We start from the raw sequence: 12798 nt of genomic DNA, 5'->3' as shown, positions 1-12798 counted from the left end.
ACGAAATCGAGGGGTTCCCCATATCGCAACCGGTATGCCCACGCGAGCGCTACCTCGCGACGATGGAGTGTGACACGTGCGGCGCCGAGGCGATCCATCACGCCGCCTACTCGGGCGCACACCTCTGTGGCGAGCATCTCTGCCGATCGGTCGAACGGCGTGTGAAACGCCGCGTTCGCGAGGACGGCCTGCTCGACCCGGACGCGACGCCCGAGGATCCGGACCGCTGGGTCATCGGGCTCTCTGGTGGGAAAGACAGCGTCGCGTTGACACACATCCTCGATGACGTCTTCGGGAAGGACCCGCGCGTCGAGATGCTCGCGCTCACGATCCACGAGGGGATCGACGGCTACCGAGACGCCAGCCTCGACGCCTGCGTCGACCTCGCCGCGGATCTCTCCATACGCCACGAGGTCGTCACCTACGAGGAGGAGTTCGACGTCCGAATGGACGACGTCGCCCGCGAGGACCCCGAGAACATGGCCCCGTGTGCCTACTGTGGGGTCTTCCGGCGTGACGTGCTCGAACGCTACGCCGAATCCTTCGACGCGGACAAACTGCTCACCGGTCACAACCTCGATGACGAGGCGCAGACGGCGCTGATGAATATCCTCGAAGGCGACGTGAAGCAGGTGGCGAAACACTTCGACGCCTCGCTCGGGCCGTTCGATGAGCGCGACGGGGCGGGAACCGACGCGTTCGTCCCGCGCGCGAAACCGCTTCGCGACGTCCCCGAAAAGGAGGTCGCCCTCTACTGTCACGTCCGCGACCTGCCGGTTCACATGGCCGAATGTCCACACGCCGCCGAGGCGTATCGCGGCGAGATTCAGTCGCTCATTCACGACCTAGAGGAGAACCATCCCGGCACGCGACACTCGATCATGGCCGGGTATGAAGAGCTGTCCGCGCTCGCCGCCGACCGCTACCGCGACGACGGCGACGGTCCCGGGTTGAGCACGTGTGAGCGCTGTGGCTCGAAGACGAGCCGGGACGTCTGTCGGAAGTGTCGGCTGCTCGCGGCGATCGAAGCGGCCTAGACTGACGGCTCCATGGGTACGCGTCGTGCGTGGTTGAAAAAGAAACGAGTCCGAGGGTTCGGGATGTCGATCCGCTAGCGGATGACGTCGAGCCCGTTTTTCCGTTCGACGGCGTCGGTTCCGCCGTCCGACTCCCACGCGGCGCGCTGGTTGCCCGCGTTACGTGATGTGTGCGTGTCGGCGGCTCGGCCGCGCGATTCGCCGCGATCGTCGCCGGTGCCGTTGATGCTGGCGCGTGATTTGTCGGCCTGCTTCTGTGTCGAGGGGCCGAGGACCTGTGCGCTTTGGACCCCGGTCATGATCGCCATGACGCGGACCTTACCTTTGTACTCCTCCTGGATGCGTGCGCCCCAGATGACGTTCGCGCTCGCCTCCAGCCGTTCGGTGATGTTGTCGGCGATGCCCTCGGCCTCTTTGAGCGTGAGGTCGGGACCGCCCGTGATGTGAACGAGCCCGCCGGAGGCACCGCGATAGTCGACGTCCAAAAGCGGATGGTTCATCGCGTCGTTGACAACCTCCTGGGTCTTGTTTTTGTCCTGGGTCTCACCGACCAACATGACGGCGACGCCACCCTGGTTCATGATGGTGGACATATCGGCGTAGTCCAAGTTGATGAGCGACGGCTGGGTGATCGTCTCGGAGATCCCCTTCACCGTCTCCGCGATGATCTGATCCATCACGGAGAACGCCTTGCCGATCGGGAGGTTGGGGACGTAATCGAGCAGCCGGTTGTTATCGAGGACGATGATCGAGTCGGCCTCGTTACGGAGGCTTTCGAGTCCCTCCTCGGCTTTCACCGTCCGCGCACGCTCAACGTTGAACGGCGTCGAGACCATCCCGACGACGATCGCGCCCTGCTCTTTGGCGATCTTCGCGACGACGGGGGCGGCACCCGTGCCGGTCCCGCCGCCCATACCCGCCGTGACGAAGACGAGGTCGGCCTCGCCGAGGACGTCTTTGATCGTCCCCTGTGCCATCTCGGTGGCACGTTCGCCCATCTTCGGGTCACCGCCGGCACCGAGTCCGGCCGTGAGCGACTTGCCGACGAGGATCTTCGTGTCGGCTTCGACCATCTTCAGGTGCTGTTTGTCGGTGTTGATGGCGACGGTGTCCGCGCCGTCGACGCCGATGTTGTACAGCCGGTTGATCGTGTTGTTGCCGGCGCCACCACAGCCGACGATGACGATCCGGGGATCCCCGAACTCGTCGTCGTCCATGCTGGCGTCCATCTCGCGCTTTTCGGCTTCCGCGTTCTCTAAGGCGTCTTGAACGATGTCCTGCATCGAACTACACCTTGGCCCAGCTTCGGCTGCGGCCGCGCTCCTCGCGCTCGCCGTCCTGTTCGTTCAACATGTCGCGGACGGCCGACCGGATCGCCTCGCTCCGGTTCGGGAATTCGCCCGTTTCCACCATCTGTTCGACCTCGTCGATTTGCTGTTTCGGGATCCGTAGTGTCACACGCTCCATTGTATTCCCCCGGTAAGACGGCACGTCACACGCCGAGTGCGTCTTACAGCTGGAAACCGGCCGACGGCGGGGACATCCCGTCCGGCGGACGGACGCTGTAAGACGACCGTCTTACGCAGTTGTACTCACCGGGGGAACTGTTATAAATCTAACGGAGGGCGTAAGACAATCAGTGAATACGGCGCATACGGGCCTGAAACGCCCGTTTTCAACACTTACCGATCTCCAAGGACGTCCGCTGCGGGCGTTCGACGGCCACAGCCGGGGCAGAACGACCAGTCGGTTCGGACCTCATCGCCGCATTCACAGAAGGCTCGATGGGACTGTTTGCTCCCGCAGTTCGGGCAGTATACGTGGTCCTCCGGCACGTTTTCGCCACATCCGCCGCACGCGTTTTCGGGCGTTTGCACCGCGTCTCCCGGCGCCGTCTTACGTGTAGACGCGTCCGCCTCGACGGCAGGGGTATGAGAGACGCTCGCGTCGCTTTCTTCGGCGTTTGGGGCGTCGAGCGTGACGTTTACGGTGAGCTCACCGGTGTGTGGCGGCGTATACGCCGGGGAGGGCCCGTGAACGCCGTGGCCGAACCGCTCGCCGAGTGCGGCGTCGAGCCGCTCTGCGAGCAATTCGTCGATGCGATCGGCGAGGAGATCGTCGACGCTGTCAGTCGTCCCACCCACGCTGTCGGACGCCGGATCATCCGGCGTCCGTTCGTCGAGATACGCGCGCAACGCGTTCCGCATGACCTCGCTTTTCGAGGCGTCACACGCTTCCAGACGCTCGACGAGGTCGTCGTCCGCCCGGAAGGTGATCTTGCTCATGACGTGCAGATATCGATGCGTAGCATAAGTATCTTCCTCCGTGTCCGACGCGCGACGGACGGTCGTCACCCGCGAGGCGACGTGACCACCCTCCAAGCTGACGTGGCCACCCACTAAGCAGCCGTGGCCACCCGCATCTGTCAGTACATCATACAGACGTCTGACGCAAGTTTATACCACACGCGTGGACATACGTGTAACATGAGTAACCGGGTCGAGGACCTCGAACGGCAGGTCGCCGAACTGCAGGCTGCAGTCAACGGGCTCACCGAGGAGCTCGTGGAGATGAAAGAGCGCGTCCGACAGCTGGAGGCGGACCGGGATGCGGAGGCCGAACGACGGGCCGCCGCGCGGCGAGCGGCGGAAGCGGACGCCACGGAGCCGACACCGCCGGAGCTGTCGGAACGGACGACCCACTCCGATGACCACGTCGACGTGGTAAAGCGAAGGGAAGGACCGGACGCAACCGAAAGCGGGGAGGACGTGACGACGGAGGATCAGTCCGCCACGGAAGATGGGATGGTCGTGCCGGAGGACGCGACCGAGACGGCCGATGCCGAAGCCGATAAGCCGGAGGAAAAAGGAGGGAGTACAGAGACGGACGAGTCGGGCGACAGCGACATCATCGTCGCGTAGGCCCGGGACGCCATCCCCCGAGCATCAATGCACATCACGGAAGTCGTTCTGGACGGATTCAAAAGCTTCGGGCGGACGACGAGGATCCCGCTTTATGAGGATTTCACGGTCATCGCCGGGCCGAACGGCTCCGGAAAGTCGAACATCATCGACGGCGTGTTGTTCGCGCTCGGGCTCGCACGCACCCGCGGGATCCGCGCGGAGAAGCTTACCGATCTCATCTACAACCCCGGTCACGACGGCGACGAGGACGTCTCCGGGCCGAACGAGGCCGCCGTCACCGTCGTCCTCTCGAACGAGGACGGCACGCTCGATCGGGCGCAGGTGGTCGCCGCCGCCGGCTCCGAGAACGTCGGCGACGTCTCCGAGATCACGATCAAACGCCGGGTGAAACGCACCGAGGAGAACTACTACTCCTACTACTACCTGAACGGTCGCTCGGTGAACCTCTCGGACATCCAGGACCTGCTCGCGGCGGCGGGTGTGACCCCCGAGGGCTACAACGTCGTCATGCAGGGTGACGTCACCGAGATCATCAACATGACCGCCTACCAGCGGCGGGGAATCATCGACGAGATCGCCGGTGTCGCGGAGTTCGACGCCAAAAAGGAGGCGGCGCGCGAGGAGTTGGAGACGGTTCAAGAACGGATCGACGAGGCCGACCTCCGGATCGAAGAGCGTGCGGATAGACTGGATCGGCTCTCCGAGGAGCGCGAGCGGGCGCTCGAGTATCGATCACATCGTGAGGAGATCGAGACGCAGCGCGGCTACCTGAAAGCCTCCGAGCTGGAGGAGAAACGCGAGACGCGAAAGGAGGTGCAAACGGAGATCGACGAGCGTGAGGGGGACCTCGAATCGCTCCGTGCAGAGCTCGACGTGAGACAGGGACGGCTCACCCGGTTGGAGGAGGATCTCGCCGATCTCACCCACGAGATCGAAACGAAGGGGGAGGACGAACAGATCGCCATCCGCGCGGAGATCGAGGAGATCAAAGGTGAGATCGACCGGCTGGAGGGGCGGATCGAGGACGCGGAGCGGCGAGCGACGGAGGCGGAGACCGAGCGACGAAACGCCTTCGTACAGATCGACCGAAAGGACGAGCGAATCGAGGAGCTCGACGCGGAGATCAAGGACGTGAAGATCGAGAAAGCCTCCGTGAAGTCGGAAATCGCGACGAAGCGCGGCGAGCTGGCCGACGTCGAAGCCGAGATCGAGGGGGCAGACACCGAATTCGATGAGCTGAAAGCCGAGTTGTCCGAACGGAAAGAACGGCTCGAATCGCTCAAAACGGAGCGGAACGAGGCGCAACGCGAGAAGGACCGGCTGCTCGATGAGGCCCGGCGTCGGTCGAACGAGGAGAGCGAGACCCGCGAGCGGCTGAACGCCGCCCGTGAGGAGATCCCGGAGATCAAAGCGCGCATCTCCGAGCTCAAAAGCGAGTTGGACAAGGCCCAGCGAAACGAGGAGACCATTGAGGAGGCGGTCGCCGACCTGTTCGCCGAGAAGGCCGAGCGTGCGGAGCGGTTGGACGAGGTCGAATCCGAACTCCGGGAGAAACAGAACGAATACGCCAGCCTCGAGGCCGCCGCCAGCCAGCGGGGCGACAGCTCCTGGCCACGCGCGGTCACGGAGGTGAAAAACGGCGGCATCGACGGCGTTCACGGCGCAGTCGGCGAGCTCGGATCCGTCGAGACGGAGTACGCCGAAGCGTGTGAGACCGCAGCCGGCGGCCGGCTCGCGAACGTCGTCGTCGACGACGACGGGGTCGGGTCGACCTGCATCGAGTACCTCAAGCGGCGGAACGCCGGCCGTGCGACGTTCCTCCCGATCACGAAGATGGACGACCGGGGGCTCCCGAGGTGTCCGTCGATGCCGGGCGTCATCGACTTCGCACGCAACCTCGTCGACTACGACGATCGGTACGAGCCGATCTTCTCGTACGTGCTCGGGTCGACGCTCGTCGTCGAGGACATGCGGACCGCCCGCGACCTCATGGGCGACTATCGAATGGTGACGCTCGACGGCGACCTCGTCGAGAAATCCGGCGCGATGACGGGGGGTTCCGGCGGCGGCTCGCGCTACTCGTTCAGCAAATCCGGCGGGGGCAAACTCGATCGGATCGCCGCCGAAATACGGGATCTGGAGGACGACAGACAGGAACTGGAGGCGGAGATCGCCGAGTTGGAGTCGAAGATCGACGACGCCCGCGAGCGGAAAGCCGACGCCGCCGAGCGCGTACGTTCCGTCGAGGCCGACGTCGAGCGCGCCGAGGAAACCCTCGCGGAGACGAACGCGCGGATCGAGCGGTTGGAGGAAGAATTAGCGGAGATGGCCGAGCGCCGCGAATCGGTCGACGCCGAGATGAGCGAGTTGGACGGGACCATCGACGGGCTCGACGACGACATCGAGGAAACCGAGGCGGCGATCGCGGAGATCGAGTCCGAACTCGCCGACTCGAAGATCCCGGAGCTCTCCGAACGCGCCGACGAGATCCGTGCCGAGATCGACGAGCGGGAGGCGCGGATCGACTCGCTCGATTCCCGGCTCAACGAGTTGACCCTCGAACGGGAGTACGCGACCGACGCCGTCGATGACCTCCACGAGACGGTCGAGAACGCACAGAACCGGAAAGCCGAGGCGGAGACGGCCATCGAAGAGCACGAAGCGGCCATCGAGGAACGCGAGGAACGGCTGGTGACGAAACGGGAGGCCATCGCCGACCTCGAAGAGGAGCTCTCGGAGCTCAGAGCCGAGCGCGAGTCGCTCCGTGAGGAGATCCGGGAGGCGACCCGCGAGCGCGACGAGCAGGCCTCGCGTGTCTCCGCCGCCGAGGACGAGATCGACTCGCTCTCGGAGCGAGCCGACCGGTTGGCCTGGGAGATCGACGAGTTGGAGGCGCAGGTCGGCGAGTACGACCCGGAGGCGATCCCCGACCTCGAAACGGTCGAGGCGCGGATCGGGGAGCTGGAGGCGGCTATGGAGGCGTTGGAGCCGGTCAATATGCTCGCGATAGACGAGTACGACGAGGTCGAAGCGGAACTCGACCAGCTGGAGGAGCGCCGCGACGTGCTCGTCTCCGAACGCGACGCGATCGAAGAGCGGATCGAGAGCTACGAGGCCGAAAAGAAGGCGACGTTCATGGAGACGTTCGAATCGATCAACGGCCACTTCAGGGAGATCTTCTCCCGGCTCTCGGCGGGAACGGGGGAGTTGGTGTTGGAGAACCCGGAGGATCCCTTCGAGGAGGGGTTAACGATGAAAGCACAGCCGGCGGACAAGCCGGTCCAGCGGCTCGGCGCGATGAGCGGCGGGGAGAAGTCGCTCACCGCGCTCTCGTTCATCTTCGCGATCCAGCGACACAACCCCGCCCCCTTCTACGCGCTCGATGAGATCGATGCCTTCCTCGATGCAGTCAACGCCGAGCGGGTCGGCGAGATGATAGAGGAGCTGGCCGCAGACGCCCAGTTCGTCGTCGTCGGACACCGGGCGGCCCTGCTCGAACGCTCCGACCGCGCCATCGGGGTGACGATGCAGGGCGATAACGTCTCCGCGGTGACCGGGATGCGCTTCGGCGGCGACGACGGCGAGGAGGAGGTGACCGCGGATGACTGATCGGAACGGCGAGGGCAAAGACGGCAAAGGGAGAAACGGCCACGAGGGCGCCGACGAGGTCCCGACCATCGATCTGACGAGCGAGCGCGACGGTTCGAGCCGCTCGACGCCGAACCCATTCGAGGAGTCCACGGGGACGGACGGTACGGCGGGTACGGACGATGACGACGACAGCGGTGGGGGCAGCGACGGCGACGACCGCGAGGTCGAACCCGTCGAGATCCTCGTCCAGCTCGCCGAGGAGGGCGAGATCGAACCGTGGGACATCGACATCGTACACGTGACGGACGCCTTCCTCGCGAAGCTCGACCGAACGGACCTCCGGACGACCGGCCGAGCGCTCTTTTATGCCAGCGTCCTGTTGCGGATGAAAAGCGACGAGCTGCTCGCCGAGGACGACGAGGACGAGGAGCCCGCGATGGAGCCATGGGAAGCCGCCCTGGAGGGCGACGCGGCCGACCCGGCGGATCCGGAATTCGACCCGATCGACCAGTTGGAAGCCGAGATGGATCGGCGGCTCGACCGGAAGAACACCCGGGGCTCGCCGGAGACGCTCGACGAGTTGGTCCGCGAGCTGCGGGAAGCCGAGCGCGACTCCTGGTGGAAACGGTCACGGGAGTACGACACGAGCGAGTCGCCCACAGGCTACGACCGCGGGACGCGGACGCTCGATTATCACGCCGGCGATGCATTCCGTCGCGACGGGGAGCCGACCGCGGGGGAGGCGACCGAGCGAACCCACGACGAGGACATCGAGGACGTCATCGACGACGTCGAGGGCGCGCTTCGCCGGCAGTTCGACAACGGACGCGCCGAGGTGCTGTTCGCGGAGGTCGAAGCCGCCGGCGGCCGGCCGTTCATGACGTTCCTCGCGCTGTTGTTCATGGCCCATCGCGGCTCGGTCCGTCTCCAACAGGACGACCTCTTCGGCGATTTGTGGATACGCGATCCGAACGCCGCCCTCGCGGAGGCGGAAGCGATAGCGGACTGATCGGCGGGCACGGGGTCGGCTCCGGGGGCGGCTCCGGGGACACGGCTCCGGGGGCGGCTCCGGACGCTGCCCGCAGTGTGGGGGCGTTCGAATCGCTCACCAGAAGCCAATTATCCGTTGGACCCATACATGAATGATAATGAGTAGACGCCGGGCGTCGTGGGCGGCCGGACACGATACGTCGGGGGATCACGGATGAGCGACCGCAAACGCGCGGAGCGTCCGCTTCGATGGAGCGCTGGCGTCCTCGCCGTCGTCGTCGCCGGCCTGCACGCCTACTGGGCGCTTCCGAACATGGCGCTCCAGCTCCAAGTCCGGCAGTTTCCCGACCCGCGGCCGGCCGCGTTCCTCCTCGCGACGATGGCGATACTGATGGGGATCACGCTCGTGATGCTTGATTTCGACCCGCTGCCGATCTACGTCGCCGGCGCGGCGCTCATGCTCGTCTTCCTCGTCGGCTACGTGGCATGGCACACCGTCCTCGAACACGGTGCCTTCTGGCCCGGACGGGAACCGCACGGACACCACGACGCCGGGACCGTCGAGATCGTCATCGATCACCTCGCGAACGACACCTTCGAACTCGTCTCGAAGCTGAGCGAACTCGCGTTGCTCGTCGTCCTCTCGGCGCTGGCGACGATCGAGTTCCGGAGGCGGAGCTGATTCCATATGGCCATCCCGTCCTCACTTCTCGGCGTCGATGTCCTCTTATTCCTCGTGATCGGGCTGCTCGGCGGCGCGCACTGTATCGGGATGTGTGGACCGCTCGTCACGATCTACGCCTCACGAATGCGCCGTGGTGGGGAAGGTTCCGCCGGCGGGAAGACGGGCGATCCGGGACGGGCTGACGGCGGGAGGACGGCGACCGCATCCGCCCGGAGACGGGGTCACTTGACGACCTACGAGGTTCGACAGCACGCCCTTTTCAACCTCGGGCGGGCGGCGAGCTACACCCTCATCGGCGCGGCGTTCGGCGCGCTCGGCGGGGTCCTCCTCGTGACGACGGCGACGCTCACCGAGGCGGCCGGGACGATCCGCGGGGCCGTCGGACTCCTCATTGGGGCGGCCGTGATCGGTATCGGCGTTCGGTATCTGCTCGGGGGTGCGGCCGGCGGCGTACACCTGCCCGGAGTGGAACGGGTGACTGGCTGGCTGACCGGCCACGTCGATCGGCTCGCCGGTGGCCCCGGGATCGTCGGGCTCGGCGCGGTACACGGGCTGCTTCCGTGTCCGATCCTCTATCCGGCGTACCTCTATGCGTTCGCGAGCGGCTCGCCGCTCGCGGGCGGCGTCGCGCTCGCGGCGCTCGGGATCGGGACGATGCCGGCCGTCTTCCTCTACGGGACGGTGATCGAGAGCGTCGACGCCGTCCACCGTCGCCGGGTACACCGCGTGCTCGGGCTCGCGTTCGTCGTGCTCGGCTACGTCCTGTTCGCCCACGGGCTGATGGAGGTCGGGATCCATCTCCCACACCCCGAGTTGCCGTTCTGGAACCCGCTCGAAGTCGGCGGCGGCCACGACGGGCACTGAACGACCGAGGAGCGAGCGGGGAAGGCCACCCACGACCGACCGACTCATCAACGAGCAGCCCCAATGGCTGGTATGTCCGAGACGGACGCGTCGACCGGGCCGCGGGCCGCCGAGGGGTCCGGAACGGATCCCGGTTGCACGCTCTGTGGGCTGTCGGTGGCCGGCGTCGACGTCGTCAACGACGCGGGCGATCGGTTCTGCTGTGTCGGCTGTCGGGACGTCCACGAGGCGCTCGGCGACGCCGATGTCGACGCGACGGCGGTCCGAGAGCGCAAGCGATCCGGACGGGCCGAGGAAGCCGACGACGAGCCAAACGTCCCCGCCGGCCACGAGGCGACGTTCCTCGAGGTCGAGGGGATGCACTGTGCGACCTGTGAGGCGTTCATCGAGACCGTCGCGACCCGAACGGACGGGGTGAGCGCTGCGAGCGCGAGCTACGTTACCGACACCGTCCGGATCGATCACGACCCCGACGCCGTCACCACCGAGGACCTCTCGGAGGCGGTGAGCGGGCTCGGCTACACCGCCTATCCGCGCGATGACGCCTTCTCGCGACGACAGGCGGACAACATGGCGACCGCGCGGCTCGCGGCGGGCGTCCTCGTCGGGATGGCGGTGATGTTACAGTACATCGTCATCATCTACCCGACCTACTTCGCGTTCCCGTTCTATGACGAGCGGACGCTGGAGTTCCTCAACGAGGCGATGGCGTCGGCGAGCGGGAACTACTTTTTCATCGTCATCGGGGTGCTCACGACCGTCGTCCTGCTGTTCACCGGCAAGCCGATCCTCCGGGGGGCGTACGTCAGTATCAAGACACGCTCGCCGAACATGGACCTCCTCGTCGCCATCGCGGCGGTGAGCGCGTACCTCTACAGCACGCTCGCGGTGATCCTGCTGGATAACCCCTCCATCTACTACGACGTCACCGTCGCGATCATCGTGATCGTCACGGTCGGGACCCATTATGAGTCGTCGATCAAGCGGCGCGCGACGGAGCTGCTCTCCGATCTCACCGCGGTGCAGGTAGACACGGCGCGGCGGGTGGCGCGGGCCGCGGGGGTCGGGGAAGCCGGGGGCGCCGCCGAGGCCGCCGAAGCCACCGAAGCCGCCAGCGTTGAGCGACTTGAAGAGCCCGAAACCGTCGCGCTCGACGACCTCAGACCGGGCGATCACGTCCTCGTGCGGGCGGGCGAGCGCGTTCCAGTCGACGGCGAGGTCGTCGACGGGACCGCCGCGGTCGACGAATCCGTGGTAACTGGCGAGTCGATGCCGGTGCGGAAGGATCTCGGTTCGACGGTCGTCGGCGGCTCCGTCGTCGCCGACGGGGCGGTGACGGTCGCGGTCGGCCCCGACGCCGCCTCCAGTCTCGACCGGGTGGCGGAGCTGGTCTGGGACCTGCAGAGCGGCAATCACGGCGTCCAGAAGCTCGCCGACCGGTTGGCGACGATCTTCGTCCCGCTCGTTCTCGTCCTCGCAGTCGTCGTCGCCGCGGTCAACCTCGCGCTCGGCAACGGTATCGGGACGGCCATGCTCGTCGCGCTCACCGTGCTCATCGTCTCCTGTCCCTGTGCGCTCGGGTTGGCGACGCCGCTCGCGGTCGCCTCGGGCGTCCGCGACGCGCTCCGTCGATCCATCGTCGTCTTCGATGACACGGTGTTCGAGCGGATCCGCGACGCCGACACGGTCGTCTTCGACAAGACCGGGACGCTCACGACCGGCGAGATGACGCTCATCGATCGCGACGTGGACGACGACCTGCTCGCGCTCGCTGCGACCTTAGAGGCGCGTTCAGCACACCCCGTCGGGCAGGCGATCGCGGCCGCAGGGGGAGGAGCGAGCGCCGCGGTCGCGGACGACGGGCAAGCGCTTGCGGACGGCGGCGAGAACACCCGACCGGACGGCGGTGCGGCGGTCGCCGAGGAGGCCACCGAAGACATGCCGAACGGAACCGACGCTGGCGCCGACGGCGTCGAATCGTTCGTCGATCACCGGCTTGGCGTCTCCGGCGTCGTCGACGGCCGTGAGGTGATCGTCGGGCATCCCGACCTCTTCGAGGAGCGGGGCTGGACGGTTCCGGAGGCGATCAGGGACACTGTCGACGAGGCGAGGGACGTCGGACGGGTCCCCGTCGCGCTCGGCCGCGACGGGGCCGCCGAGGGCGTGGTGGTCGTCGGCGACGAACTGCGCGAGGGCTGGGCGGAGACGCTCACCGACCTCGCCGACGCCGGGGTCGAGGTCGTCGTGTTGACCGGCGACGACGCGCGGGCGGCGACGGTTTTCCGCGAACACGAGGCCGTGAGCGAGGTCTTCGCGGGTGTCCCCCCGGAGGGGAAAGCCGAGACGGTGGAGCGCTTAAAAGGGCGCGGCCGGACGGTGATGGTCGGTGACGGGACGAACGACGCGCCCGCGCTCGCGGCCGCCGACCTCGGGATCGCGCTCGGCGGGGGGACGGCGATGGCCGCCGACGCCGCGGACGTCGCCGTCGTCGACGACGACCTCGGGTCGATCGCGACCGTCTTCGAGCTGTCGCGGGCGGCCGGCCGACGCGTGAAGGGGAACATCGGCTGGGCGTTCTGTTACAACGCGATCGCCATCCCGCTCGCCGTGACGGGGCTGTTAAACCCCCTCTTCGCCGCCGTCGCGATGGGGCTGTCCAGTCTGCTCGTGGTGACGAACTCCTCGCGGGAGTTGTTATAAGCGATCG

The 12798-nt window shown here is 66.5% G+C and carries 10 protein-coding genes; 7 read left to right on the top strand and 3 right to left on the bottom strand.

Features of this window, described 5'->3' with window-relative positions; all coding sequences use genetic code 11:
- Nucleotides 1-62 precede the first annotated feature (62 nt).
- Nucleotides 63-1037: a tRNA 2-thiolation protein NcsA gene (ncsA, locus tag CHB65_RS05145; protein ID WP_089383982.1), complete on the top strand. Its 975-nt coding sequence runs from the start codon at nucleotides 63-65 to the stop codon at nucleotides 1035-1037.
- 74 nt (nucleotides 1038-1111) lie between these two features.
- Here ncsA and ftsZ read toward each other — a convergent pair whose 3' ends face one another.
- From ftsZ to CHB65_RS05130, 3 genes are all read right to left on the bottom strand, one after another.
- On the bottom strand, nucleotides 1112-2320 hold the full coding sequence (gene ftsZ / locus CHB65_RS05140) for a cell division protein FtsZ (protein WP_089383981.1): 1209 nt from the start codon (nucleotides 2318-2320) through the stop codon (nucleotides 1112-1114).
- Nucleotides 2321-2324: 4 nt separating this feature from the next.
- On the bottom strand, nucleotides 2325-2504 hold the full coding sequence (locus tag CHB65_RS05135) for a ribbon-helix-helix domain-containing protein (RefSeq protein WP_089383980.1): 180 nt from the start codon (nucleotides 2502-2504) through the stop codon (nucleotides 2325-2327).
- Nucleotides 2505-2719: 215 nt separating this feature from the next.
- Nucleotides 2720-3322: a double zinc ribbon domain-containing protein gene (locus tag CHB65_RS05130; RefSeq protein WP_089383979.1), complete on the bottom strand. Its 603-nt coding sequence runs from the start codon at nucleotides 3320-3322 to the stop codon at nucleotides 2720-2722.
- 201 nt (nucleotides 3323-3523) lie between these two features.
- Here CHB65_RS05130 and CHB65_RS05125 point away from each other — a divergent pair, with 201 nt between their 5' ends.
- The 6 genes from CHB65_RS05125 to CHB65_RS05100 all read left to right on the top strand — a co-directional run bounded on the left by CHB65_RS05125 (nucleotide 3524) and on the right by CHB65_RS05100 (nucleotide 12791).
- The gene (locus CHB65_RS05125) at nucleotides 3524-3958 is read left to right on the top strand and encodes a DUF7518 family protein (RefSeq protein WP_089383978.1); all 435 of its coding nucleotides are present in this window, start codon (nucleotides 3524-3526) and stop codon (nucleotides 3956-3958) included.
- A gap of 27 nt (nucleotides 3959-3985) precedes the next feature.
- The gene (smc, locus tag CHB65_RS05120; protein ID WP_089383977.1) at nucleotides 3986-7570 is read left to right on the top strand and encodes a chromosome segregation protein SMC; all 3585 of its coding nucleotides are present in this window, start codon (nucleotides 3986-3988) and stop codon (nucleotides 7568-7570) included.
- Nucleotides 7563-8561 (top strand): segregation and condensation protein A, encoded by a 999-nt coding sequence (locus tag CHB65_RS05115; RefSeq protein ID WP_089383976.1) that lies wholly within the window; start codon nucleotides 7563-7565, stop codon nucleotides 8559-8561. The genes smc and CHB65_RS05115 overlap by 8 nt, the downstream gene beginning before the upstream one ends.
- 195 nt (nucleotides 8562-8756) lie before the next feature.
- Nucleotides 8757-9224 carry a hypothetical protein gene (locus CHB65_RS05110; protein ID WP_143420345.1) on the top strand — a complete coding sequence of 156 codons (468 nt, stop codon included), beginning with the start codon at nucleotides 8757-8759 and terminating at the stop codon, nucleotides 9222-9224.
- A 6-nt stretch (nucleotides 9225-9230) separates the two neighbouring features.
- Nucleotides 9231-10091 (top strand): sulfite exporter TauE/SafE family protein, encoded by an 861-nt coding sequence (locus tag CHB65_RS05105; protein ID WP_089383974.1) that lies wholly within the window; start codon nucleotides 9231-9233, stop codon nucleotides 10089-10091.
- A gap of 72 nt (nucleotides 10092-10163) precedes the next feature.
- A complete protein-coding gene (locus CHB65_RS05100; protein WP_089383973.1) occupies nucleotides 10164-12791 on the top strand; it encodes a heavy metal translocating P-type ATPase in 2628 nt (875 codons plus the stop codon).
- The last annotated feature ends 7 nt before the right edge of the window (nucleotides 12792-12798 follow it).

It is taken from the genome of Halorubrum vacuolatum, from assembly GCF_900188065.1.
In the GTDB taxonomy this organism is placed as follows: domain Archaea; phylum Halobacteriota; class Halobacteria; order Halobacteriales; family Haloferacaceae; genus Halorubrum; species Halorubrum vacuolatum.
This window is presented reverse-complemented; position numbering and strand designations above follow the sequence as displayed.

Excerpts from the sequence above, each read along its gene's own strand:
- CHB65_RS05130 (WP_089383979.1), bottom strand. The coding sequence starts at position 3,322 with ATGAGCAAGATCACCTTCCGGGCGGACGACGACCTCGTCGAGCGTCTG.
- CHB65_RS05135 (WP_089383980.1), bottom strand. The coding sequence starts at position 2,504 with ATGGAGCGTGTGACACTACGGATCCCGAAACAGCAAATCGACGAGGTC.
- CHB65_RS05100 (WP_089383973.1), top strand. The coding sequence starts at position 10,164 with ATGTCCGAGACGGACGCGTCGACCGGGCCGCGGGCCGCCGAGGGGTCC.
- smc (WP_089383977.1), top strand. The coding sequence starts at position 3,986 with ATGCACATCACGGAAGTCGTTCTGGACGGATTCAAAAGCTTCGGGCGG.
- ncsA (WP_089383982.1), top strand. The coding sequence starts at position 63 with ATGGAGTGTGACACGTGCGGCGCCGAGGCGATCCATCACGCCGCCTAC.
- CHB65_RS05105 (WP_089383974.1), top strand. The coding sequence starts at position 9,231 with ATGGCCATCCCGTCCTCACTTCTCGGCGTCGATGTCCTCTTATTCCTC.
- ftsZ (WP_089383981.1), bottom strand. The coding sequence starts at position 2,320 with ATGCAGGACATCGTTCAAGACGCCTTAGAGAACGCGGAAGCCGAAAAG.
- CHB65_RS05125 (WP_089383978.1), top strand. The coding sequence starts at position 3,524 with ATGAGTAACCGGGTCGAGGACCTCGAACGGCAGGTCGCCGAACTGCAG.
- CHB65_RS05110 (WP_143420345.1), top strand. The coding sequence starts at position 8,757 with ATGAGCGACCGCAAACGCGCGGAGCGTCCGCTTCGATGGAGCGCTGGC.
- CHB65_RS05115 (WP_089383976.1), top strand. The coding sequence starts at position 7,563 with ATGACTGATCGGAACGGCGAGGGCAAAGACGGCAAAGGGAGAAACGGC.